This window comes from Glaesserella sp., from assembly GCF_041814905.1.
GTDB lineage: Bacteria > Pseudomonadota > Gammaproteobacteria > Enterobacterales > Pasteurellaceae > Glaesserella.
Genome location: NZ_JBGXYA010000036.1, coordinates 18,510 through 41,636 on the forward strand (window position 1 = coordinate 18,510; position 23,127 = coordinate 41,636).

22 protein-coding genes are annotated in these 23,127 nt (G+C 42.2%); 13 read left to right on the top strand and 9 right to left on the bottom strand.

What is annotated here, in order from left to right:
• Window positions 1-83 precede the first annotated feature (83 nt).
• From ACEYJ7_RS05450 to ACEYJ7_RS05460, 3 genes are all read right to left on the bottom strand, one after another.
• Window positions 84-764 carry a hypothetical protein gene (locus ACEYJ7_RS05450; RefSeq protein WP_373778071.1) on the bottom strand — a complete coding sequence of 227 codons (681 nt, stop codon included), beginning with the start codon at window positions 762-764 and terminating at the stop codon, window positions 84-86.
• Between the two features lie 26 nt (window positions 765-790).
• Complete coding sequence (locus ACEYJ7_RS05455) at window positions 791-2,944, bottom strand: heavy metal translocating P-type ATPase (RefSeq protein ID WP_373778072.1); 2,154 nt, start codon at window positions 2,942-2,944, stop codon at window positions 791-793.
• A gap of 151 nt (window positions 2,945-3,095) precedes the next feature.
• The gene (locus ACEYJ7_RS05460; RefSeq protein ID WP_373778073.1) at window positions 3,096-3,299 is read right to left on the bottom strand and encodes a heavy-metal-associated domain-containing protein; all 204 of its coding nucleotides are present in this window, start codon (window positions 3,297-3,299) and stop codon (window positions 3,096-3,098) included.
• 69 nt (window positions 3,300-3,368) lie between these two features.
• Here ACEYJ7_RS05460 and ACEYJ7_RS05465 point away from each other — a divergent pair, with 69 nt between their 5' ends.
• Entirely contained in the window at window positions 3,369-3,755 is a 387-nt protein-coding gene (locus ACEYJ7_RS05465; RefSeq protein ID WP_373778074.1) for a Cu(I)-responsive transcriptional regulator, read from the top strand.
• 139 nt (window positions 3,756-3,894) lie between these two features.
• Complete coding sequence (gene parE, locus ACEYJ7_RS05470; protein ID WP_373778075.1) at window positions 3,895-5,811, top strand: DNA topoisomerase IV subunit B; 1,917 nt, start codon at window positions 3,895-3,897, stop codon at window positions 5,809-5,811.
• An 82-nt stretch (window positions 5,812-5,893) separates the two neighbouring features.
• Here parE and rsmI read toward each other — a convergent pair whose 3' ends face one another.
• On the bottom strand, window positions 5,894-6,757 hold the full coding sequence (gene rsmI, locus ACEYJ7_RS05475) for a 16S rRNA (cytidine(1402)-2'-O)-methyltransferase (protein ID WP_373778076.1): 864 nt from the start codon (window positions 6,755-6,757) through the stop codon (window positions 5,894-5,896).
• 76 nt (window positions 6,758-6,833) lie between these two features.
• Here rsmI and ACEYJ7_RS05480 point away from each other — a divergent pair, with 76 nt between their 5' ends.
• The 11 genes from ACEYJ7_RS05480 (at window position 6,834) to murA (ending at window position 15,092) form a co-directional block, all read left to right on the top strand.
• Window positions 6,834-8,588: a penicillin-binding protein activator gene (locus ACEYJ7_RS05480; protein WP_373778077.1), complete on the top strand. Its 1,755-nt coding sequence runs from the start codon at window positions 6,834-6,836 to the stop codon at window positions 8,586-8,588.
• A gap of 2 nt (window positions 8,589-8,590) precedes the next feature.
• Window positions 8,591-8,935: a YraN family protein gene (locus ACEYJ7_RS05485; protein WP_373778078.1), complete on the top strand. Its 345-nt coding sequence runs from the start codon at window positions 8,591-8,593 to the stop codon at window positions 8,933-8,935.
• 1 nt (window position 8,936) lies between these two features.
• On the top strand, window positions 8,937-9,527 hold the full coding sequence (locus ACEYJ7_RS05490; protein ID WP_373778079.1) for an SIS domain-containing protein: 591 nt from the start codon (window positions 8,937-8,939) through the stop codon (window positions 9,525-9,527).
• Between the two features lie 20 nt (window positions 9,528-9,547).
• Complete coding sequence (gene dolP / locus ACEYJ7_RS05495) at window positions 9,548-10,138, top strand: division/outer membrane stress-associated lipid-binding lipoprotein (RefSeq protein ID WP_373778080.1); 591 nt, start codon at window positions 9,548-9,550, stop codon at window positions 10,136-10,138.
• 148 nt (window positions 10,139-10,286) lie between these two features.
• On the top strand, window positions 10,287-11,090 hold the full coding sequence (mlaF, locus tag ACEYJ7_RS05500) for a phospholipid ABC transporter ATP-binding protein MlaF (RefSeq protein WP_373778081.1): 804 nt from the start codon (window positions 10,287-10,289) through the stop codon (window positions 11,088-11,090).
• Window positions 11,083-11,859 (top strand): lipid asymmetry maintenance ABC transporter permease subunit MlaE, encoded by a 777-nt coding sequence (gene mlaE / locus ACEYJ7_RS05505; protein WP_373778082.1) that lies wholly within the window; start codon window positions 11,083-11,085, stop codon window positions 11,857-11,859. The genes mlaF and mlaE overlap by 8 nt, the downstream gene beginning before the upstream one ends.
• Before the next feature lie 16 nt (window positions 11,860-11,875).
• Window positions 11,876-12,385: an outer membrane lipid asymmetry maintenance protein MlaD gene (mlaD, locus tag ACEYJ7_RS05510; protein WP_373778083.1), complete on the top strand. Its 510-nt coding sequence runs from the start codon at window positions 11,876-11,878 to the stop codon at window positions 12,383-12,385.
• A gap of 76 nt (window positions 12,386-12,461) precedes the next feature.
• The gene (mlaC, locus tag ACEYJ7_RS05515) at window positions 12,462-13,100 is read left to right on the top strand and encodes a phospholipid-binding protein MlaC (protein ID WP_373778084.1); all 639 of its coding nucleotides are present in this window, start codon (window positions 12,462-12,464) and stop codon (window positions 13,098-13,100) included.
• Window positions 13,101-13,106: 6 nt separating this feature from the next.
• A complete protein-coding gene (locus tag ACEYJ7_RS05520) occupies window positions 13,107-13,430 on the top strand; it encodes a lipid asymmetry maintenance protein MlaB (RefSeq protein WP_373778085.1) in 324 nt (107 codons plus the stop codon).
• Between the two features lie 17 nt (window positions 13,431-13,447).
• A complete protein-coding gene (locus ACEYJ7_RS05525; protein WP_373778086.1) occupies window positions 13,448-13,705 on the top strand; it encodes a BolA family protein in 258 nt (85 codons plus the stop codon).
• 112 nt (window positions 13,706-13,817) lie between these two features.
• On the top strand, window positions 13,818-15,092 hold the full coding sequence (murA, locus tag ACEYJ7_RS05530) for a UDP-N-acetylglucosamine 1-carboxyvinyltransferase (RefSeq protein WP_373778087.1): 1,275 nt from the start codon (window positions 13,818-13,820) through the stop codon (window positions 15,090-15,092).
• A 148-nt stretch (window positions 15,093-15,240) separates the two neighbouring features.
• Here murA and ACEYJ7_RS05535 read toward each other — a convergent pair whose 3' ends face one another.
• The 5 genes from ACEYJ7_RS05535 to ACEYJ7_RS05555 are packed head-to-tail and all read right to left on the bottom strand — an operon-like array spanning window position 15,241 to window position 23,107.
• The gene (locus ACEYJ7_RS05535; protein WP_373778088.1) at window positions 15,241-16,410 is read right to left on the bottom strand and encodes a nucleotide sugar dehydrogenase; all 1,170 of its coding nucleotides are present in this window, start codon (window positions 16,408-16,410) and stop codon (window positions 15,241-15,243) included.
• 55 nt (window positions 16,411-16,465) lie between these two features.
• Window positions 16,466-18,766, bottom strand: a complete 2,301-nt coding sequence (locus ACEYJ7_RS05540; RefSeq protein ID WP_373778089.1) for a phosphotransferase — start codon at window positions 18,764-18,766, stop codon at window positions 16,466-16,468.
• 41 nt (window positions 18,767-18,807) lie between these two features.
• Window positions 18,808-20,673 carry an ABC transporter ATP-binding protein gene (locus ACEYJ7_RS05545; protein WP_373778090.1) on the bottom strand — a complete coding sequence of 622 codons (1,866 nt, stop codon included), beginning with the start codon at window positions 20,671-20,673 and terminating at the stop codon, window positions 18,808-18,810.
• Between the two features lie 11 nt (window positions 20,674-20,684).
• Window positions 20,685-21,866: a glycosyltransferase family 4 protein gene (locus ACEYJ7_RS05550; RefSeq protein ID WP_373778091.1), complete on the bottom strand. Its 1,182-nt coding sequence runs from the start codon at window positions 21,864-21,866 to the stop codon at window positions 20,685-20,687.
• A gap of 11 nt (window positions 21,867-21,877) precedes the next feature.
• Window positions 21,878-23,107, bottom strand: coding sequence for a glycosyltransferase family 4 protein (locus ACEYJ7_RS05555; RefSeq protein ID WP_373778092.1), 1,230 nt, complete (start codon window positions 23,105-23,107; stop codon window positions 21,878-21,880).
• Window positions 23,108-23,127 lie beyond the last annotated feature (20 nt).

Genomic DNA, 23,127 nt, shown 5'->3' on the forward strand with positions numbered 1-23,127 from the left:
CAAGCATAAAAAAGGACTGATTCTGCTGAAGAATCAGTCCTTTTACTTTTACGAATAAGTGACGAAGGTACAACAAATTAACATCACCAACAAAAACGCTGATCAACCTTGTTTTCCTGACGTTGCAGCTCAAACTCCGCTCTATTTTTAGCCACATCGAAATATGCTTTAGTATCGGCAAGCGACTTATCAAGATTATTGATTGCGTCTGCAAGTGCTTTTTGGCGATCTTGCTGTTTTGACGGAATACTCGCTTCAAACAAAGCTTGATAAGGATGAGACTTCACCCAATTCACCGCTTTAAGCTGTAATTCTCGCTGTTTTTCAATGCGACAAAAAGCATAAGGATTCACCACGGCGCCCACTAACCGATCGAAACCGGCATATTCCGCCATAGACATTTTCGATAAATCAAGCACGTGATCGACCATGGATAAACGACTTTGACCGACATAATACCAAAAAACCGCTTCATCTCTTAAGCCTAAATCATAAGCTCTTGCAGCCAAAGCATACATCGTCATCGGCGTCACAAACGCAGGATCCGCCTCAACAATGTTGACTGCTTGCTGAAAACTCTCTCGCGTATTTTTCATTAATAATGCATCGATTTTCGTATACACCTGCACATATTCGGGTACACCGTTTGCCGCAGAATAATAAGGCGCCACATAAATATCGATGGATTTAACCGGCGCTGCATCCGTTTGTGCATAACTGCCGACACAAGTTAAAGCCAATAAAGAAAATAGATATTTTTTCATAATGTTCCCTTTTAATGAAACCGCGATTACTTCAGTAGCCTTTGGCTATTTAATACCACAGTAATGGATGATAGCGCCATGGCAACCGCCGCAATCATAGGATTGAGCAACCATCCCGCCAACGGATACAAAACACCCGCGGCAATCGGAATGCTTACCATATTATAAATAAATGCACCGAGCAAACTTTGTTTCATATTGACCAACACACGTTTTGAGAACGGCAGAATTTGCACCAGCGGTGTTAATCCCGCTTTCATCAGCGATAAATCCGCCGTTTCAATCGCCACTTCACTACCGTTATGCATAGCAATACCGACATGAGCTTGAGCCAGCGCCGGAGAATCATTAATTCCGTCACCAATCATCGCCACTTTTTTACCCTGTTGCTGAAGTTCGGCGATCCGCTCGGCTTTTTGTTCGGGCAAAACATCGGCAATCACACCGTTTAACCCTAACTGCTTGGCATAATAATCCGCAGTCGTTTGACGATCACCGGTCAACATAACACATTGATAACCTTGCGCTTGGAAATCGGCAATCATCGTTTTACTTTCAGGGCGGAGTTGATCTTGTAAATAAAGCACACCGACGGTTTGATCGTTAATCGCAACAAATACTTGTGTACCGATATCCTCACTACAAGCGGTCTGATTCGGCAAAAAGTTTGCAAATTTTCCATTACCGATTTTAACTTCATCCTTACCATATTTCGCAGAGATCCCCATTCCTTTAACGATTTGTATATCGCTCATTTTACAAGCGGTCAGATGTTCACTAAATTTTACAATGGCTTTAGCAATCGGGTGAGAAGCTTGTTGTTCAAGGCTTTTAGCCAGTTGTAATAATTCGGTTTGAGCAAAACCGTTAAATGTTTCCACCTTGGAAACCTGCATTTCACCGGTTGTGAGCGTACCGGTTTTATCGAACACCAACGTATCAATTTCACTGCTTGCCTGTAGCGCGTCAATATTGCGCACCAACACGCCGAATTCTGCCGAACGCGCAACGCCCGCAATGGTTGAAAGCGGGATCGCCAATCCCAACGCACAAGGACAAGCGATAATAAGCACAGTGGTGAAAATCGATAATGCAAACTCAACGTCTTTTCCCAGAGCCAGCCAAATCAAGCTACTGACTAACGCAATACTCACCACGGCAGGCACAAAGACGGCTGCGACTTTGTCCACCCACTGCGCCAACGGCGGTTTACTGGATTGCGCATGGCGAACGGCGGTAATAATCCGCGCCAAGGTGGTTTGCGAACCGACCTGTTCAGCGATAAAAATACCGGCTCCGTCCTGCACAATCGTGCCGGCACGCACTTTATCTCCTGCTTTTTTCTCAATCGGCAACGCTTCACCGGTCAGCATGGATTCATCAACCCAAATCGTCCCGCTTTCCAAAGTGCCGTCAACCGCCAAGCGGTCACCGGTTAAGGCTTGTATCCGCATTTCCGGTTTAATGCCTTTTGCCGGAATGGTTTTTGCAAAATTTCCTTCCAAAACAACCGCTTGTTGCGGAGCGAGATCAAGTAATTTCTCCAAAGCTAATGAAGAACGCTGTTTTGCTTTTAATTCCAAATACTTACCTAAATTTAAAAAGCCAATAATCATAACGCCAGCTTCGTAATAAAGGTGGGAATGAAGTTGCGGTAGCAACGTTAAATAAAGTGAATAAAAAAACGCCACGCCGGTACTCAACGCAATCAGCGTATCCATTGTCGCCACGCGGTTTTTCAAGCTGTTCAACGCACCTGAAAAAAAGTGTTTACCGCTGAAATACATCGTTCCGGCGGTCATTGCCGCCCAAAACAACCAAATCCAACGATTTTCAACGGTCGCTTCCATGCCATAAATCAACCCGTAAATCATTAATGCGGAGCCCACCGCCAACGCTAAAATAAATTGTTGTTTTTTCTCCGCTAACGTTGCTCGGGTTTGTGCCTGCTGCTTTTCGCGGCGCTCCTGCTCACTCTCCAATAACTCCGCGCCAAAGCCGATTTTGGTAATCGCTTGAATCACCGCTTCAGAAGCAACGTTACCTTGTACAAAAGCGGTTTGATCAGCAAGATTGACCGACGCAAACTCAACGTCGGGAATACGGTTGACCACGGTTTCGACACGACGCACACACGCTGCGCAATGCAACCCGCTGAGAAGAAATTGTTGTTCCATCATATTTATAACTCTCGAATCATCATAATGAGCCACGGCATTTTAAAGAGCCTAAACAAGCGGTCTGTTTCCAGCCGATATTTGCAAAAAAATCACCGAAACCGACCACTTGTAACACGCCCTCCGTTTCCTGCAGAAAAGGAGTAGGAACGATTTAGATAACCTTCGCGTCAAACCCGATATCCACAATCGTATCAATCAAAATTTGTGCATTTTCATCACTTTCAATCACTGCGGTTTGCGATGTCAAGTCAATGCTCACTTCACGTACCGTCGGCAGTCCGCGCAAGGCATTGTCCACGCTTTTCACACAATGACTGCAATGTAAACCGTCTAGTTGCAATGTTATTGTCGCCATGTTGTTTTCCTCTTGGTTTTTGTTTAAAGTGAGGCTATCTTAAACCTTAACCCTACGTAAAGGTCAAGTATGAATATCAGTGAAATTGCAAAATTAACCCAACTTTCTGCAAAACAAATTCGTGATTACGAAAAAGCCGGCTTATTACCACGCACACAACGCAGTGACGCCGGCTATCGTCAATATGCCGAAAAGGATTTGACGCGCCTACATTTCATTAGCAATGCGCGCAAAGTCGGTTTTTCTCTCGCGCAGATTCGAGAATTACTTAAATTAAACGATGACGAACACAGAACCAGCCGAGAAGTAAAACGGCTGACCGAACAGCATATCGTTGAACTGCAAGCTAAAATCGCCGATTTACAAAATATGCTGTCACTCTTACAACGCTGGAGCCACGCCTGCTGTGGCAATGACAATCCGAATTGCTCGATTTTACGCGGCTTACAACAATAACAAGCGGTCTGTTTGAAGCCAAAATTTGCAAATTTCCGTGCGAAAACGACCGCTTGTCTTTTTTCATTGTGATAGCGGGGGGAATTCGTTAAAATCCCCCGCTGTTTTTATTTACGTCTGATAACAATAAGAGCTTAAAATGTCTGAAAAACGCTACGGTGCCGATGAAATTACCGTTTTAAAAGATCTTGAACCCGTACAACTCCGCCCGGGAATGTATACCGACACCACCCGCCCGAACCATTTGGGGCAAGAAGTTATCGATAACAGTGTCGATGAAGCGTTGTCGGGCTTTGCTAACCAAATTGATGTGATTTTGCATGCTGATAATTCCCTCGAAGTAGTTGATAACGGGCGCGGTATGCCGGTAGATATTCACTCAACCGAAAAAATTTCCGGTGTGGAACTGATTTTGACCAAACTACATGCCGGCGGCAAATTTTCCAACAAAAACTATACCTTCTCCGGCGGTTTGCACGGTGTGGGCATTTCGGTGGTAAACGCCCTTTCCGAACGCGTTGAAATTACGATTAAACGCGGCGGTGAAATTTATACGATTGCATTTGCCAACGGCGTTAAAATCGAAGAACTCAAAGTAATCGGCAACTGCCCGAAACGCCAAACCGGAACCACCGTCCGTTTTTATCCGAATCCAAAATATTTTGACTCGCCGAAATTTTCGGTCAGCCGTTTACGCCATTTATTGCGGGCCAAAGCCGTGCTTTGCCCGAAACTGACTATCAATTTTACCGATCACATCAATAATACCCAAGAAACCTGGTATTACGAAGACGGTTTATCCGACTATTTAAGCGAAGCATTAAGAGAATATGAATCGTTGCCTAATCCGCCTTTTATCGGCGATGTAGTCAACGACACCGAGGCGGTCAGTTGGGCGCTTTGTTGGTTACCGGAAGGCGGTGAATTGATCGCCGAAAGTTATGTTAACTTAATTCCGACACCGCAAGGTGGAACCCACGTTAACGGTTTGCGTACCGGTTTACTGAATGCGATGGTCGAATTCTGTGAGTTCCGAAACTTACTGCCTCGCGGGGTAAAATTGACTGCGGATGACGTTTGGAACCGTTGTGCCTACGTACTGTCGCTCAAAATTCAAGAACCGCAATTTGCCGGACAAACCAAAGAGCGCCTTTCTTCGCGCCAAGCCTCCGGCTATGTCGCTAATACGATTAAAGACAGCTTCAGCTTATGGCTTAATCAACACGTTCAACTGGGTGAGCAAATTGCCGAAATGGCAATTAGTTCGGCGCAAAGCCGTTTACGTGCAGCAAAAAAAGTGGTGCGTAAAAAATTGGTCAGCGGTCCTGCTCTGCCGGGCAAATTAGCGGATTGCACTTCGCAAGATCTCCGTCGTACCGAGCTGTTTTTAGTTGAGGGAGATTCCGCCGGTGGCTCGGCGAAACAGGCGCGTGATAAAGAATATCAAGCGATTCTGCCGCTTCGCGGTAAAATTCTCAACACTTGGGAAGTATCGCCGGATCAAGTGCTTGCCTCTACCGAGGTTCACGATATTGCCGTCGCAATGGGGATCGATCCCGATAATGATGATCTCAGTCAGCTCCGTTACGGTAAAGTTTGTATCCTTGCCGATGCGGATTCGGACGGTTTACACATTGCAACCCTACTCTGCGCACTGTTTTTACGCCATTTTCCGAACCTCGTGAAAAACGGGCACGTTTATGTCGCAATGCCTCCGCTTTATCGAATAGATATCGGCAAAGACGATGTTTACTATGCGTTAGATGAAAATGAAAAAGAAGCCATTTTAGCGCGTCTTGCTAAGAAAAAAGGCAAACCGAACGTGCAGCGCTTTAAAGGTTTGGGCGAAATGAATCCGAGTCAATTACGTGAAACCACGATGGATCCGAATACCCGCCGTTTAGTACAACTGACATTTGAAGAAACAGAGAATGATGAGCAAGATGATGAGCCGAATACGTTTGAATTAATGGATATGCTCCTTGCCAAAAAACGCGCGGAAGATCGTAAGCAGTGGTTACAAACCCGTGGCGATGAAGCAGATTTAAGCGTTTAATGACGGTCAAACAGCAAAACCCACCGAACGGTGGGTGTTCAATTTGCAAAATAATAGCGGAAACCGACCGCTTGTTACACGCTTAGAATTTAAAATGTTCCAACGCATATTGATATAAGGCGTTTTTCTTATAACCAAAGGATTCCGCCACAATTGCCGCAGCCTTTTTTAGCGGAAGCTCATCACGTAATAAACGCAGTAGCTGAACGGCTTGTGCCGAAATTTCAGCATCGACTTGTTGCGTTTTACCTTCCACCACTAACACAATTTCCCCTTTAATGCGATTGCTGTCCTGAGTCAGCCATTCAATCAGGTGAATCAATTTATCGCCTTGAATGGTTTCCCAAGTTTTTGTCAATTCTCGCGCCATGACGACATAACGGTCATCTCCCAATATGCTTTGCATGTCTTTTAAGGTTTCCAAGATACGGTGGGTTGATTCATAGAAAATTAAGGTGCGAGATTCATTTTCTAATTCACGTAATTTATCCGTACGCCCTTTACTTTTTGCGGGCAGAAAGCCTTCAAAACAGAAACGATCGGAGGCAATACCCGAACTGCATAATGCAGTAATTGCCGCACAAGCACCCGGAATAGGAACAATCTTAATTCCTGCTTGTCTGCAATCACGGACAAGATGAAAACCGGGATCGCTGATAAGCGGTGTGCCGGCATCGGAAATTAAAGCGATATTGCTGCCCTGCTGAAGCTTCTCAACCAATACGGCTGAGCGTTGTTGTTCATTATGGTCGTGTAACGCAAAAAACGGTTTTTTAATACCGTAGTGGCTGAGTAATAATCCACTGTGGCGGGTGTCTTCCGCAGCGATTAAATCAACTTGCTGAAAGGTATTTAAAGCGCGCTGCGTGATATCTTCTAAATTTCCGATAGGGGTGGCGACAATATATAATGTCCCTTGTTGATTGCTGTTATATCCGTTTTTCATTTGCTTTTCAGTTATTTGATAAGTAAGATCACCCCCATTCATAGAATTTTTCAATTTCCGTAATGGAGTTATAAAAATGTCGACTATTTTAGTACAAACTCGCACCTTTAGCCAAAAAATGAAGGCTGTTTTCGTTCCGACTGCTATCGCCCTTTTTTTATCTGCGTGTAGCGGCAGCAGCTTCTTCACAAATCAAGTCACAGAATCATTAAAAGGAGAAGCCTACGCGACTTCTGAATTCTATATTAATAAAGCGGAACAGAGCACAAAATTAGAAGATCAGCAAAGCTACCGCCTATTGGCTATCCGTAAGTTAATTGATGAAAACAAAATGGTTGAGGCTCAAAATACCCTTGATGACCTTAATATTGCCAAACTCAATGACGACCAACGTTTAGAATATAATTTGTTAACCGCACAATTAGCCGCATTACAAGGAAATAATCAACAAGCGCGTGATCTCTTATTGCGTTTACCGTTAGGTCAGCTCAGCCAATCACAAATGTTACGCGCTTATCAAACTCAAGCCCGTATCGCAGAAAACCAAAAAGATGTCATCGAAACGGTGAGAGCACGCTCACTAATGGATAATTACATTACGGATAATCGGGCCCGCCAAGAAAATAATGACAAAATCTGGGAAACCTTACGCAAGGCCAACCGCGGTATGCTGGAAAAAGCAACGCCGGGACCGGGTGAAATGGGACTGGCAGGTTGGTTGGCATTAGTTGTTGCTTATAACCAAAATATGTCGGATCCGGCACAATTGTCGCAAGTTATTGAGAATTGGAAGCGACAATATCCGAACCATACTGCCGCACGTATACTGCCTACCGAATTACAGAATGTCACGAACTTCCAACAAACTCAGCTTAATGGAGTTGCATTACTTTTACCTCTCAGTGGAGATGCAAAAGTTTTGGGAGAAATTATCAAACGTGGCTTTGATGATGCGAAAGGAGCAGATTCTATTGCGGTACAAACTTATGACACGGATAGCGCTCCTGTTGAATCGTTATTATCTCAAGCCAAACAAAACGGCGCACAAACGATTATCGGCCCGTTATTAAAATCGCGCGTCGATGAAATGCTTACTAGCGCTGAAATTAACAATATCAATGTATTAGCATTGAATTCTACACCAAGTGTAAGAGCCGTTGCGAAAGTTTGTTACTACGGATTATCCCCTGAAGCAGAAGCCCGTTCCGCAGCGGATCGTTTCTATCAAGACGGCATTTCTTATGCAGTTGTCGCTGCTCCGCAAGGTGATTTCGGTCAACGTTCTGCAGATGCCTTCGCCCAACGTTGGCGTCAATTAACGGATAAAGATGCCGATATCCGTTATTATCACCAACCGTTAGATATTGCTGCCTCGCTACAGAATGCCGGGTTAGGGCAAGGTAGTGCGCTCTATGCTTTGGGTAGTGCAGAGCAATTACTTGAATTAAAACAAGGCATTGATAATTCCAGTTTGGCAAACCAATTCCCGATTTATACATCCTCTCGTAGTAATTCACCGAATAACGGACCGGAATTCCGTATGACGATGGAAGGAGTAAAATTCAGTGAAATACCTCTACTTTCTGATCCGTCCTCAGAGGAATATAAAAAGGCCGAAAGCTTAGCCGAAAGTGATTTTTCAATGATGCGCTTATATGCAATGGGTTCAGATGCTTGGTCTATTGCCAACAAATTTAACGAGTTTCGCCAAATTCCGGGTTATAAAGTTTACGGCTTAACCGGTATTTTAAGCGCAGGCCCGAACTGTAACATTGAACGTGAAATGACGTGGCTACAATACCGTAGCGGTACTATCGTAAATGTAAACTAGTTATGCGATCACAAGGGCAACGCTTTGAACAACAGGCAAAAGCTTTTCTAGAAGCTCAGGGGTTGTCCTTTATTGCTCAAAACCAATCATTTAAATGCGGTGAACTGGATTTGATTATGGGCCAAGGTAATACCATCGTATTTATTGAAGTTCGTCAGCGTAAAAACGCCCATTTCGGTTCTGCATTGGAAAGTATTAATTATTCAAAACAAAAAAAGTGGTTGCAAGCGGCAAACTTATGGTTGGCTCAGCGAAATCAAAGCCTAGAGACGGCTGATTGCCGCTTTGATGTTGTTGTATTTGAAGGAAATGATCCGCCTTTGTGGATAAAGAATTTTTTAGGATAGTATGTTACAAAAAATACAAGATCGCTTTAGTGAAAGTATCCAAATTCAAATAGCGACCGCAGAATTATTACCCAAAACCCTGAATGAAGCCGCAAACCGTATCGCGGCTTGCTTGTTAAGAGGTAATAAAGTTATTGTCTGTGGATATGGACGTTCCTATGCAAATGCTCAATTATTAGTAAGTAACCTATTGCACCGATATGATTTAGCTCGCCCAAGCCTTTCCGCGCATCTGTTACAATTCGACGGAATGCTTGTAGGATGTTTAAATCAAGATAATGAATTATCACAAATATACAAAAAACAGCTTCAAGTTATTGCCAAACAAGGCGACTTATTTATTGCATTTTCTCCGATTGGTAATGAAGAAGCGGTATTAAGTGCAATTCATTGTGCAAATAACGAAAATTTAGAAATTTTCGCCTTTACCAGTAGTCTAAACGACCACACTAAAGGCTTACTCGAAGAAAATGATCTTGAAATTGAAATGCCCTCGATTAATGAAATGCGAATTATCGAAGGGCATCAATTTTGCGTTAACTTACTTTGTGAATTAGTCGATAATTTATTGTTTAACCCTGCTTCCCATTAACATAAAAGGAGCTCTTTATTATGGTAAAAATCATTAAACGTGTTTGCTTAGCAAGCCTACTTGCAATGACTTTTGTTTCTTTACAAGGTTGTCTTGCCACTGCAGTGGTTGGCGGAGCTGCCGTTGCAACCAAAGTAGCGACGGATCCGCGTACTGCGGGTCGTCAATTAGATGATGAAACCTTAGAAGAAAAAGTCGCTTATAATTTAAATAAAGATGCACAAATCAAAGAGGAAGCTCGAATTAGTGTTGTATCCTATAACGGAAAAATACTTTTAATCGGGCAGGCACCTAATGAGTCCGTTAAAGATGCAGCCAAAAGTGTTACAGCCGGCGTAGAAGGTGTATCAATGGTATATAACGAAATTCGTATCGGTGAAAAAATTGGCGTAGCTCAAATTAGCGAAGACAGCTGGATTACCACTAAAATTAAATCAAAATTACTCGTCAATGCTGAAGTTAAAACCACTGAGGTTAAAGTGATTACTGAAAACGGTGAAGTATTCTTGATGGGAAATCTATCGGAAACCCAAGCTAATGCGGCAGCCGAAGTTGCTCGTCATGTCAGTGGTGTCAAAAAAGTCATTAAAGTAATTACCTACGCTCAATGATAAATTCAATAAAAAAGCATATTGAATATGACTTCAATATGCTTTTTGAATTGAAATCGTTTTGTCAAATAAAATTAAATAATTTGACATTCACGTTATCCTAACGGATTATCCCGAGCTCATTTAGAATAAGAGACAAAAATATTCAATGCGTGAAACCATAAATCTTGTTGAAGTAAAAAACCTTACCTTTAAACGGGGAGAAAGGGTAATTTACAACAACCTCAATTTACGCGTACAGAAAGGTAAAATAACCGCAATTATGGGGCCGTCAGGGATTGGCAAAACGACCCTACTACGTTTAATTGGCGGTCAAATTATCCCTGAATCGGGAGAGATCTTATTTGACGGTCAAGATGTTTGTACTGCGTCAAATAAAGAGCTTTATAAAATTCGTCAACGCATGGGAATGTTATTTCAGTCCGGTGCGTTGTTTACGGATTTATCTACTTTTGATAACGTCGCCTTTCCTATTCGCGAACACACTCGTTTACCTGAAGAGCTCATTAGAAAACTAGTGCTAATGAAACTTGAAGCCGTAGGGCTTCGTGGAGCCGCACAACTTATGCCATCTGAATTATCCGGTGGTATGGCTCGTCGAGCGGCGCTTGCCAGGGCGATTGCGTTAGACCCAGATCTCATCATGTATGATGAGCCGTTTACCGGACAAGATCCTATCAGCATGGGCGTCATCGTTGACTTAATTAAAAAGTTAAATCACGCCCTCAATCTTACCTCCATTGTCGTATCACATGATGTTACAGAGGTATTAAGTATCGCAGATTATGCTTATATTGTTGCGGATAAACGTATTATCGCCGAGGGAACACCGTCCGAATTACGTTCCAGTCAGGATCCGCAAGTCGTGCAATTTTTATCCGGTAAAACGGATGGTCCGGTAAAATTCCACTACCCAGCCAAAGAATATACGGAGGAGCTATTCAATGAATGATTTTATCTCATCACTTGGAGCTCCCGTTACTCGGTTTATTCGTGCATTAGGTCGTTCCAGCTTTATGTTATGGGGGGCTTTAGTCGGTAAACCGAATATTCGTAAACATGCACCGTTATTAGTGAAACAGCTCTATGTATTAGGGGTACAATCATTACTGATCATTATGCTCTCAGGCTTATTTATCGGCATGGTACTTGGTTTACAGGGCTATGTCGTTTTGGTTGATTTTTCGGCAGAAACCAGTTTAGGGCAACTCGTTTCTCTCTCATTATTAAGAGAATTAGGACCGGTTGTTACCGCCTTACTCTTTGCCGGTCGGGCTGGATCTGCTCTGACTGCAGAGATTGGCTTAATGAAAGCAACCGAGCAGCTTTCCAGCCTTGAAATGATGGCGATTGATCCGCTAAGACGAGTTATTGCACCTCGTTTTTGGGCGGGAATTATCGCGATGCCGATTTTAGCTGTCATATTTACCGCAATCGGTATTTGGGGCGGAGCATTGGTTGGAGTGGATTGGAAAGGTGTTGATTCGGGTAGTTTTTGGTCGGTAATGCAAAGTACCGTTACTGTCAACGACCTGTTCAACGGTTTTATCAAAAGCCTTGTATTTGCATTCGCTGTTGTTTGGATTGCACTTTTCAATGGCTACGATGCCACACCGACTTCAGAAGGAATCAGCCAAGCCACAACCCGAACAGTAGTACACTCTTCACTGGTTGTTTTAGGATTAGACTTTGTATTAACCGCGATTATGTTCGGCGGATGATTTAAAAGGAAACAAAATGCGTCAATCAATTAAATATGATTTTTGGGTAGGATTATTTGTACTTCTCGGCTTAGGAGCACTCATCTTTTTAGGCTTGCGTGTTGCAAACGTACAAGGTTTTGCATCCGAAAAAACTTATACTCTTTATGCAACTTTCGATAATATCGGGGGACTAAAAGTCCGTGCTCCGATTAAAGTAGGCGGTGTCGTAGTCGGTCGGGTTTCGGAAATTCAATTAGATTCCAAAACTTATACTCCGAAGGTAACACTTGCTGTAAACGAAGAGTTTAATAAAATTCCGGACACAAGCTCACTTTCAATTAAAACCGCAGGTTTACTTGGCGAACAATATATTGCGCTAAATATCGGCTTTATGATTGAAGGAGAAACGGAAATACTCAAAAACGGAGCAACCATTGTCGATACCAATTCGGCTATGGTATTGGAAGATTTAATCGGTCAGTTCTTATATGGCGATAAGAAATCTGACAAAAGCGAAGATACCGCAGAACCTAAAGCGGAATAACCACAGGTGAGTAATAATGCTCACCAATTAAATAAGCTTGGTGGGCGATAATCCACCTTACATATGGAGTTTTTATATGATCAAAACCCTTAAAAAAATACTTGTAGCCGGTGTTGTTGCTTTTTCTACATTGATTTCAACAACCACATTGGCATCAACCAGTCCTTATGTATTAATGCAACAAACGGCAGATAAATTATTCGGTGACATCAAAGCGAATCAAAGTAAAATCCAAAAAGATCCGAATTATTTACGTACCATCGTACGTAACGACTTAATGCCACATATTCATGTAAAATATGCAGGACAGCTCGTATTGGGTAAAAACTTATCTTCAGCAACGGAAGCACAGCGCGAAGCGTTTTTTACTGCCTTCGGTCAATTTATCGAACAAGCTTATGCACAGGTGTTAACTCAATACAGCGATCAGCAAGTGCAAATTGAAAGTGAAAAACCCGTTGGTGACAAATCCATTGTCAGTATCCGTGTAAATGTTTTGCAATCCGGCAATGCACAGCCGATTAAACTTGATTTTAAATGGCGTAAAAACAGCAGAACCGGCGAATGGCAAGCATACGATATGGCCGCGGAAGGTGTGAGCATGGTAGCGACAAAACAGAACGAATGGAGCGGTATTTTACGCCAAAAAGGGATCGATGCCCTTACAGCACAAGTTGCACAATCAGCAAAACAACCAATTACTCTAAGCAAATAATTCTTTATGCACAGCCAAAAACCATTACAATGGAACATTCAGCAAAATAATGAAAGCCTGATAGTCCAAATATATGGCAAGCTCACCCGCGACACGTTGTTTCCATTATGGAAGCAACGTGCTTCTTTTTTATCGCCAAAAGCAAACCAACGTATTTATTGGGATCTCAAATCACTGGATGCGATTGATTCAGCCGGTTTTACTCTATTAGCTGAAATGCTTAACCACTACCAACAAAAAAACCGTAACCACGTCATCAGTCCGCCCGAAACGGTTACCAGTTTAGCGGAAGTATTTGACTTATCGGAATGGTTTAAACAATTTTTATAATACGAGAATAAAAACAAATGGAACCAAAACAAATTGAAGAGATTTTAAAAAATACTCTCGATCTTACCGAAGTTTATGTCCAAGGCGAAAATTCACACTACGGTGTCATTGCCGTCAGTGATGCCTTTGCCTCGCTTTCTAAAGTCAAACAACAGCAAATGATCTACGCACCGTTAACCGAATTTTTTGCAACCAATGCAATTCACGCATTAACGATCAAAACCTTCACAACCGAGCAGTGGAAAAAAGAACGCCTGTTAAATATGCCGGGCTAATTTTCGGATAGAAAATTGAAAATCGGCGTAGATATTTGCAAAATATCGACAAAAACCGACCGCTTGTTGAAGCCCTTTTTCAATTTTCCATTAATAACTAAAGGAATCTCCAATGGAAAAATTTCGTGTTCACGGTCCGTTTACTTTAAACGGCACCGTTGATATTTCCGGCGCTAAAAATGCCGCGTTACCTATTCTTTTTGCTTCAATTCTTGCTGAGAAACCGGTTACCCTAACTAATGTACCTAATCTCAAAGATGTCGATACCACTTTCAAAATCCTACGTAAATTAGGTGTGGTTGTAGAACGTGACAGCACTGGTGCAGTACAAATTGACGCAAGCAAAATCAACCATTACGTTGCTCCTTATGAATTAGTCAAAACCATGCGAGCCTCTATTTGGGCACTCGCTCCCTTATTAGCTCGTTTCCATCAAGGTCAGGTTTCCTTACCGGGCGGCTGCACCATCGGCGCACGCCCTGTTGATATGCATATCGCCGGTTTAGAAAAAATGGGCGCGAATATCACTCTTGACGAAGGTTATGTAAAAGCTGACGTTTCCAACCGCTTAAAAGGTGCGCGCATCTTAATGGACAAAGTCAGTGTAGGCGCAACCTTATCGGTCATGATGGCGGCCACTCTAGCCAAAGGCACAACCGTTATTGAAAATGCTGCACGCGAACCGGAAGTCGTCGATACCGCCGTATTCTTAAATAAAATGGGAGCCCAAATTGTCGGTGCCGGCTCAGATATGATCACCATTGAAGGCGTTGAACATCTGCAAGGTTGTCAACATCACATTGTGCCTGACCGTATTGAAACAGGAACATTCCTTGTTGCCGCTGCAATCTCCGGCGGTCGAATCACTTGTCGCGGCACCAAAGCGGATACTTTAGATGCGGTGATCGAAAAACTGCGCGAAGCCGGTATGCAAGTTGATGTCACCGAAGATACCATCACCTTAGATTCTCTTGGTTTCCGCCCGAAAGCAGTAAATATACGCACAATGCCTCACCCGGGTTTTCCAACCGATATGCAAGCGCAATTTACGCTATTAAACGTCATTGCCAGCGGCACCAGCAAAATCACAGAAACGATTTTTGAAAACCGCTTTATGCACATTCCCGAATTAATTCGCATGGGCGCTAAAGCGGAAATTGAGGGCAACACCGCCATTTGCCACGGTGTTGAACAGCTTTCCGGCGCACAAGTGATGGCAACCGATTTACGCGCGTCCATCAGTCTTGTCCTTGCCGGCTGTATCGCAAACGGCGAAACCATTGTTGATCGTATTTATCACATCGACCGCGGTTATGAAAATGTGGAATCCAAACTACAAAAATTAGGCGCACGTATCGAACGTTTCAACGAGCCGTTCAGTGAATAATTCCATCCTATCAATAAACAGCCCTCTGCGGGCTGTTTTTATTTTCCCCTTATTACAAGCGGTCTGTTACGGCAAAAAATTTGCAAATTTCGGCATAGTGGACAAAATTTTTGTCGATTCAGACCGCTTGTTGATTTTCTGAAACCGTTTATAGATCGCTACCTTTAATATCGCGGGTATAGACTTTTTTGATAACGTCTTCGATCTCTTCTGTTACACGATTTGCCACAATAATATCTGCTCTTCGCTTAAATTCTTCCAAATCATTGATCACCGGTGAATTGAAAAATGTTTTTTCTTGATATTCAGGTTCATAAATAATTACTGGAATGCCTTTGGCTTTAATCCGTTTCATCACGCCTTGAATACTCGAACTACGGAAATTATCCGAGCCTGATTTCATTGTGAGACGATATACACCAACAACAAAAGGATTTCTTTTCAAAATATCATCGGCAATAAAATCCTTACGGGTCGTATTCGACTGTACAATGGCACTGATTAAATTTTGTGGAATATTTTCATAGTTCGCTAGCAATTGTCTAGTGTCTTTCGGTAAGCAGTAACCGCCATAACCAAAAGACGGATTATTGTAATGCGAGCCAATACGTGGATCTGCTGATACCCCATCAATAATATGGTTGGTATCTAAGTTGTATGTTGCAGCAAAAGAGTCCAACTCGTTAAAAAATGCGACGCGCAATGCCAAATAAGTATTAGCAAACAGCTTGATCGACTCAGCTTCTGTCGGATTGGTTAAAATAATTCGAGCATTTGGTTTCAAACTACAGTCCCTTAAAGTATGAGCAAATTTTGCTGCCGCTTCATGAGTATCCCCCACAACGATACGTGAAGGATGCAAATTATCATACAACGCCTTACTTTCGCGCAGGAATTCCGGTGAAAATATAATGCGTTCGGTATTGAACTGCTTACGCATTTTTTGAGTAAAACCGACAGGAATCGTCGATTTAATAATCAGATATGCTTGCGAATTCTGTTCAGTTGCAGCTCTTAACACGGATTCTACCGAATTAGTATTAAAATAATTGGTGATCGGATCATAATCCGTCGGTGTCGCAATAATGACATACTCTGCTCCGATATAAGCTTCCGATGCATCAATCGTTGCGTGTAAATCCAGCTTTTTAGTCGCTAAATATTCGCTGATTTCGTTATCTTGAAGAGGTGAAATCTTATTATTAATCATATTGACTTTTTCTAAACTTATATCTAATAAGGTCACTTCATGTTGTTGTGCCAATAAAATTGCATTGGAAATACCTACATAACCGGCACCTACCACTGTAATTTTCATACATTTCCTCTCGTATTACATTGGGATATTGGATGTTTAACTTAAAAAATACGTTTTATTGAGTTAGCCCTAATCTTTGTTCACACAATGCAATTAAACTCTCCGTTGTATGACGGCGATCATTAAACTGTGTGCTGATAAAGATATGACGGGCTAATGACAGTGTGATAAACACCTCAATATCGTACTGAGTGACGCCATCTGCTGCTAAAAAACGCCGAACAAAGGCATTTTGATGTTTTTCCAATGCAGCAATATCGCCATATCGGCGAAGAGCAAACTCTTGAATATGGGCAAGATAGTTCCCGGCATCAAGAGCCGGCACACCTTGACAGAACAGATCTAAGTCAAGTAAAACCATACAACCGGGCTGTCCGTCGCATTCCAAAACCTGATCCTGATAAAAATCTCGGTGTACCGAAACCAATGGTATTGGTGGTAAGCTTTGCGCTAAACATTCGCAGCTGCTTAATATCACTGCGATACGCTCCTTCCATTGAGGCAGCAAGGATTGTGCTTGATTCAGACGATCACGAAGAATTTGCATTTCATGTTCGGCGGTCCAAATCGGCAAGCCTTGTTGTTGCGCAACGTTACTCTGATGTAAGGTAATCAAAGCATTGGCAACTGCTTCACCTAAAAAAGCTAAACGTTGATTTTCAGGAAATAGTAATTCGCCAATATTCCATCCGCTTACCCGACGTTGTAACCACATATGTTGCTCATTTAATACACCTAAAGGTTGTGACACACAAATGGGGGCATTATGGTTAAAACCAGCATTCCATAAGGCTTGTTGAACAAGGTAGGAACGTTTATCCAGGCCTTTACTACGATATTTGCCAATGACACCGATTTTTCCTTGCTTACCATTAATCACGTAGTCAATCAATGCACGACGGTGAGTTTTGTAACGCCTTAGTTTTATGCTTTCTAATTCACCGTGTTCCGTTTCCGGTAACGCTCTCATCAGTAGCTGTTGCATTTCGTCACGATCCAGAAAAGTCGATAACAACGGATCGGCGGAAAAATCTTGGATAGTTTCAGTGATAATCTCGGACTGTACTGTGACTTTCGCAATAACTTGTTCAACTCGTTGAAGTAATTGTAAGCTATATTGATCCCACATAGCTCCGCGTTTACGAAACGGCTCAGCCGCTAAACGCAGCATCGCTGAAGCAACAAAGAAATCTAAACCGTCTAAACTGCACGCAGTCTCTTGCTGGTATGCGGTTAAAAATGTTTGTAACAGTTCATCAGCTTGCCAACGAGCAAGGACTCCTTCAATGACTTGCAACTCCAATCGGGCTTGAAAAGTTGCTAAATCTAATAACGGGTTACCATTTGCCGCACGATCCCAATCTAATATCGCCAATTTGCATTCTGTCTGCTTTGATTGATTTAACACTATCTGGTCTAACGAAAAATCTCCGTGAATCAGAGTAAATTGTTCCGACTGAGCGTTGATATGCTGAGTAACTCGCTCGGTTAAGGAATCAAACCATGCTGAATATTGTGGCAAAATATGTCTGAAGGTTTCCGATACACCTTGTATCGATTTAATTTCATGTTGATGTTTATATTCAATTGGATGTCGATAGCTCGTACCATGTATAGAAGCAAGTAGTTTTGCCACTTCAGCAATAATATCTTTAGAAGGCAAAATACCGTCTTCCGGGCACAAACTTATTCCCTGTTGCCAATTGGTGACTAAAGTACAGTGTGCGCCGTCTGTATTCAATAATTTAATACTCCCTTGCGCAGCACCGAATGTCGCTCCCGTTAGTACTTTTCCGAAGTCCTTCGGATTAATACAGCGAATAACCGCTAAAGCGTTTTTTCCTTGACGAATACATGCCACTAGCCTGCGTTCAGGTTTATAGCGCAGGATGTCAATCTCAAATTCTCCATTTTCTATTTCGGAAAACCCGCTCCGAGCCAACAAACGTTGGCGAGCTTTAGCATCGACCAACCAACCTAAATGGCGAATACCTCGATCATAAGCCGGATGTAAAAACATAATATTTAGTTCAAAGATCGCCAAAGGTGCATTCGGATCTTTTTCTTGGATCAATTTTTGTCGTTGCGGGTGATTCCATGACTCTTCAAAACGAGCTTTTGTCAAGGCTTTAACGAAATAGTAGCTGGCTTTACCCTCACTAAATTCCACTTTTACTGTGCAAGCACAACTATTGCCGGGTTTGTAGCGTAAATATTGCACTTCAGCATTCAGCGCATGTTTCAATTGAGGAATTTGCTGAATTTTTTCTAGTAATAATTCTCTGTCTAGAAGCACAACTAAGCCGGGTAACCTCAAATCTCTTGCAATCATCTGTTTATCTGCATTTATAAGCATAATTTCTAATACCTATTCCTGTTGATAGACCAATATAGTAGTTAAACAACCTGAGTGGCTACTTGCATTTTCCACCAATGAGCATAATTACCGTTTTTTGCTAATAACTCTTTATGGTTGCCATGTTCGACTACGACTCCATCATCAACAAAAAGAATTCGATCGGTTTGTGCCGCAAAGGCTAAATCATGGGTAATCATGATTGTTGTGCGTCCTTTCATTAGTTCATGGAGAGCATTAATCACATAACTTTCACTCTCTTTATCTAAACCGACCGTCGGTTCATCTAAAATAAGAATCGCACTTTGATTAATAGCAGCTCGAGCAATCGAAATTCTCTGACGTTGACCACCGGAAAGTGTCCCTCCTCGTTCGCTCAATATCGTGTCATAACCTTCAGGTAATGCCACAATAAAATCATGAGCTTTTGCTAATTTAGCCGCTTCAATAATCTGCTCATCTGTCACTTGTTCAAAGTTATTGGCTGCGCCTAATGCGATATTTTCACGGATACTTAGTCCAAACAGTAAATTATCTTGCGGAACCATTGCAACCTGCTTACGCACACTAGCAATGGTAAAATCACAAATGTCATGTCCATCAATACGTATCGTTCCATTATTGGTTTCATATAGCCTTAATAATAAACTAGTAATTGTAGTTTTCCCGGCTCCTGATGGACCAACAATTGCAACACTCTCACCTGCTTCAATCTGGAAGTGAATATCTTTGAGTACTGGCATTGGATTTTCAGAAATTTCGGTATAACCAAAACTGACATGTTCAAAATTGATTCTTCCTACAACATTTGTTAGTTCCTTAGCATCCGGTTTATCTTGGATTTCAGGCACTTGATCTAGCAGATCAACAACTCTCTCTCCTGCTGCCAATGCCTTAGAAAGCCGCCCCGTATATTTGGCATATTCACGTACTGGTCGAAAAGAATTATTCAAATAAGAGACGAAAATAAGCAAATCTCCCGGAGACATTTTGCCGGCTAATACCGAATAAGCACCTTGTAATAATACAAGTGCAGAAACAATAGCAACCAGCACATCAACTCGGCGTTCCAAACCTGCTGCTAAACGCTTAGATTTCACATCTTGCTGGCGACTTTTTGCATTGTCTCCGGCAAAACTACGGACCGTTTCATCTTCTAAAGAAAGCGATTGCACAGTACGAATAGAACTCATATATTCTGCTGCTTTAGAAGCTAAAGCCCCTTCCTGTTTACGCTGTGCTCGGCTTGCTTCGTGAATACGTTTACCCGTTCGATTAGTTGTCCACCACATAATCGGTAATGAAGCAATAGCTAATAATGTTAACTGCCAATTGATATAGAGCATCACACCAAACATACCGACTAAAATAAAGACATTGGCCAACATTGGCATCAATGCAGTAACAACAGCCTCACGTAACATACCAATATCGTTAATCAAACGCATCGTCAGGTCACCAGTTTTTGCCTGAGAATGGAATTTCAATGAAAGGCGCTGGAGATGAATAAATAAATTACTGCGAACATGACTCAACATACGGCTACCGGCTAACGCTAAACCTACAGTACTAAAAAAGCTTGCTCCCGCCATTAATAAGGCAATAACAACTACCGCAGCTGCACATCCCCATAATAAATAGGTAGAATCTATTCCTACCAGTAATGAATCAATAATCCCCCCATGGGCTTTAACCTCTTTAGTCGAACTAATATCACTAGTATTCACAGCATCCAATAGCACATAATCGACAACAAAAGCTAATGGTAAAGGTTTTAGTAAACGCATTGCGGTGGCGAGTAATAAGGCACACAAAGCACCGATGATCAGCATACGTTCCGGACGGATATAATCTTTAAATCGATAAGCGACCGCCCACCAAGCATTCCCGCTTTTCTTTTTATTCATGTATTCCTCGCTTAGCTAACTCTGCAAGAACATGCGATATCCAGAATACGATCTACCACGGCTAACCAACTGTGGTGTTGTTCTGCAGTTAAGCGAGCTGCAGCCCCTAAACGTTGGGCTTCAAGAGGATTATCAAATAAAGTTGCAATCGCATCAGCCATTTTTGAAGGATTTTCAGCTTCAACTAATAAACCATTATGATTGTGCTCTACTACACTATCTAAATGTCCCACATTAGTAGCAATAACAGGTATACCTGCTGCCATATATTCATAAATTTTTAATGGCGAAAAATAAAACTTCTCCATATTCGGATAAGGGGCAACGGCAACATCCATCTGACCAAGCCATTCGGGCACACTTTCTGGCTGCACAGCTCCAGTAAAATGGGCATAATCGGATAATCCTTGTCGTTTGATATCGTCATAAAGCGTTTGGTATTCAGGACCGTCCCCCACAATCAACAAGCGGACTTTATACCCTCGAGAACGTAATATCGACCAAGCATCAACTAAAATTGAAACTCCGTGCCACGGTTTAAGTGTACCTAAAAAACCAACTGTCAATTCAGAATCTCTGCCTAATTGTGCTAACCTTAACGCATTTGTTGTGGCGGCAGGAACAAAGCGTTCTAATGCAACTCCATTTGCTACCACATAGGTTTTACCAAGAGCTTTTTTAAAGCTATCTAAATAGTGTTGTACCCCCGGAGAAACAGCAATCATTGCATTCGCTTTCGCAAACACTTCTTCTGCTACTGCTTGCGCCTCGTTCTCCAATGGCAACTCTCGGTGTTTTTTCTGCTCTTCAATTAACGGTGCATTTACCTCTAACAAACCGACGCACCCGTGTTTTTTAGCAAAACGCATACCTGCATTACTCCATAGAGAATAACGCTCATACACTAAATCGAACGGGCCGTTTTTTTCCAACAACGCGATAACCTCGTCATTGGCAGCCAAAGCTGCACGAGCTCGCTCTTCCTTAGAAGTATTAGGTAGAGCATTCAAAGTATGAATTTTGATATTTTTTAATTCTTCCGGCACATCACCATCTAAACGTTGAGCAAATAAAGTGACTTCTAATCCGCGTTTTAGCATCCCTTTAATCACTTCCTGTACATGTACCGATGCACCTTTAGTTCCGAATACCGGAATACCCGGATCAGCACAAATATAAGCAACTCGCATCATATCCCTCCCCACTATTTAACATCCGTATTTACAATGGCTTGTTTAAAAATTTCACGCAATAATGCTGAGTTGTTATCCTCATCATAATCACGTTCTATCAAAGCCCTTGCTTGTTGTGAAAGGTGTTTTCTCAACTCTTTATCATTTAATAATCGTTCGATTGCCTGAGCTAATGCTTCTGGATTCTGAGCTTCAATACATAATCCCGTTATACCGTCTTGCACTAATTCCGGAATACCCGCCACTTGTGTGGAAATAACCGGTGTTCCAAGTGCCATAGACTCCAGCAATACTGTCGGTAAACCATCTCGATCACCATCATCACTGATCACACAAGGTGCAACCATCATACTGGCTTTAGTGACTAAATTAATAATTTCAGGCTGAGGCATCGGTCCTACCATTTTTACTATATCGCCAATATTCAATGTATCGATCTGTTCCTGTAATGACTCTCTCAAACCACCATCACCGACTAAAGTACAATACATATTCACTCCACGCTGTTTTAAAATAGCTAACGCATCGAGTAATACACAAAATCCTTTTTTCGGTACTAAACGTCCTACAGCTAAGATATGACGCTCTCTCGATTCCATCGAGTGATAAGGGAATTTACGTAAATCCATACCATTGTAAATACGTACGGCTTTATCAGCGTCACTACCATATTGCTCACGTAAATAGGAGAGATTGTAATCAGAAACTGTGACTGTGGCCACTGCATCGTGCATTTTTAGCCCTAACTCTGTTGATTCCTTATATTGATAGTAAATATCCTTAGCGTGAGCTGTGAAGGTATAAGTTACCTCTGCAAAAATCGCTGCTTGTCTTGCTACTGTAGTTGCCTGTGTACCAAAATGTGCGTGAAGATGTTGAATACCTCGTTCTCTTACCGCCATTGCTAGCAATATGCTTTGAGCAATTTCGTGGATATTTCCTTTCGCTTCTGCAAGCTTAGTTGCAAAATTAGGTAATTCAACAAAAGCCTGTTGGAATAATTCCCATAAACTTTCCGTATTACGCTGTTTGTCAATTAGGCGGGTAACCGGTCCTCTAACCTGCGAAATACCGTCTTGGAAATGGGTTTCCATGACCGGACCAAGGGCAAAAATATCAATTTTTGTACCTGCGCGTTCATGCGCTAGGATTTCATTTACAACAAAGGTTTCTGAAAAACGCGGATAACGTTTAAGTACATAACCAATATAGAGTGGTGTCACATCTAAATGTGTATTCATAACCAAGGCCTCCCTAACAA

What these genes read in the sequence shown, in the direction of transcription:
- ACEYJ7_RS05450 (WP_373778071.1), bottom strand. Translation starts at nt 764, where the DNA reads ATGAAAAAATATCTATTTTCTTTATTGGCTTTAACTTGTGTCGGCAGT.
- ACEYJ7_RS05455 (WP_373778072.1), bottom strand. Translation starts at nt 2,944, where the DNA reads ATGATGGAACAACAATTTCTTCTCAGCGGGTTGCATTGCGCAGCGTGT.
- ACEYJ7_RS05460 (WP_373778073.1), bottom strand. Translation starts at nt 3,299, where the DNA reads ATGGCGACAATAACATTGCAACTAGACGGTTTACATTGCAGTCATTGT.
- ACEYJ7_RS05465 (WP_373778074.1), top strand. Translation starts at nt 3,369, where the DNA reads ATGAATATCAGTGAAATTGCAAAATTAACCCAACTTTCTGCAAAACAA.
- parE (WP_373778075.1), top strand. Translation starts at nt 3,895, where the DNA reads ATGTCTGAAAAACGCTACGGTGCCGATGAAATTACCGTTTTAAAAGAT.
- rsmI (WP_373778076.1), bottom strand. Translation starts at nt 6,757, where the DNA reads ATGAAAAACGGATATAACAGCAATCAACAAGGGACATTATATATTGTC.
- ACEYJ7_RS05480 (WP_373778077.1), top strand. Translation starts at nt 6,834, where the DNA reads ATGTCGACTATTTTAGTACAAACTCGCACCTTTAGCCAAAAAATGAAG.
- ACEYJ7_RS05485 (WP_373778078.1), top strand. Translation starts at nt 8,591, where the DNA reads ATGCGATCACAAGGGCAACGCTTTGAACAACAGGCAAAAGCTTTTCTA.
- ACEYJ7_RS05490 (WP_373778079.1), top strand. Translation starts at nt 8,937, where the DNA reads ATGTTACAAAAAATACAAGATCGCTTTAGTGAAAGTATCCAAATTCAA.
- dolP (WP_373778080.1), top strand. Translation starts at nt 9,548, where the DNA reads ATGGTAAAAATCATTAAACGTGTTTGCTTAGCAAGCCTACTTGCAATG.
- mlaF (WP_373778081.1), top strand. Translation starts at nt 10,287, where the DNA reads ATGCGTGAAACCATAAATCTTGTTGAAGTAAAAAACCTTACCTTTAAA.
- mlaE (WP_373778082.1), top strand. Translation starts at nt 11,083, where the DNA reads ATGAATGATTTTATCTCATCACTTGGAGCTCCCGTTACTCGGTTTATT.
- mlaD (WP_373778083.1), top strand. Translation starts at nt 11,876, where the DNA reads ATGCGTCAATCAATTAAATATGATTTTTGGGTAGGATTATTTGTACTT.
- mlaC (WP_373778084.1), top strand. Translation starts at nt 12,462, where the DNA reads ATGATCAAAACCCTTAAAAAAATACTTGTAGCCGGTGTTGTTGCTTTT.
- ACEYJ7_RS05520 (WP_373778085.1), top strand. Translation starts at nt 13,107, where the DNA reads ATGCACAGCCAAAAACCATTACAATGGAACATTCAGCAAAATAATGAA.
- ACEYJ7_RS05525 (WP_373778086.1), top strand. Translation starts at nt 13,448, where the DNA reads ATGGAACCAAAACAAATTGAAGAGATTTTAAAAAATACTCTCGATCTT.
- murA (WP_373778087.1), top strand. Translation starts at nt 13,818, where the DNA reads ATGGAAAAATTTCGTGTTCACGGTCCGTTTACTTTAAACGGCACCGTT.
- ACEYJ7_RS05535 (WP_373778088.1), bottom strand. Translation starts at nt 16,410, where the DNA reads ATGAAAATTACAGTGGTAGGTGCCGGTTATGTAGGTATTTCCAATGCA.
- ACEYJ7_RS05540 (WP_373778089.1), bottom strand. Translation starts at nt 18,766, where the DNA reads ATGCTTATAAATGCAGATAAACAGATGATTGCAAGAGATTTGAGGTTA.
- ACEYJ7_RS05545 (WP_373778090.1), bottom strand. Translation starts at nt 20,673, where the DNA reads ATGAATAAAAAGAAAAGCGGGAATGCTTGGTGGGCGGTCGCTTATCGA.
- ACEYJ7_RS05550 (WP_373778091.1), bottom strand. Translation starts at nt 21,866, where the DNA reads ATGATGCGAGTTGCTTATATTTGTGCTGATCCGGGTATTCCGGTATTC.
- ACEYJ7_RS05555 (WP_373778092.1), bottom strand. Translation starts at nt 23,107, where the DNA reads ATGAATACACATTTAGATGTGACACCACTCTATATTGGTTATGTACTT.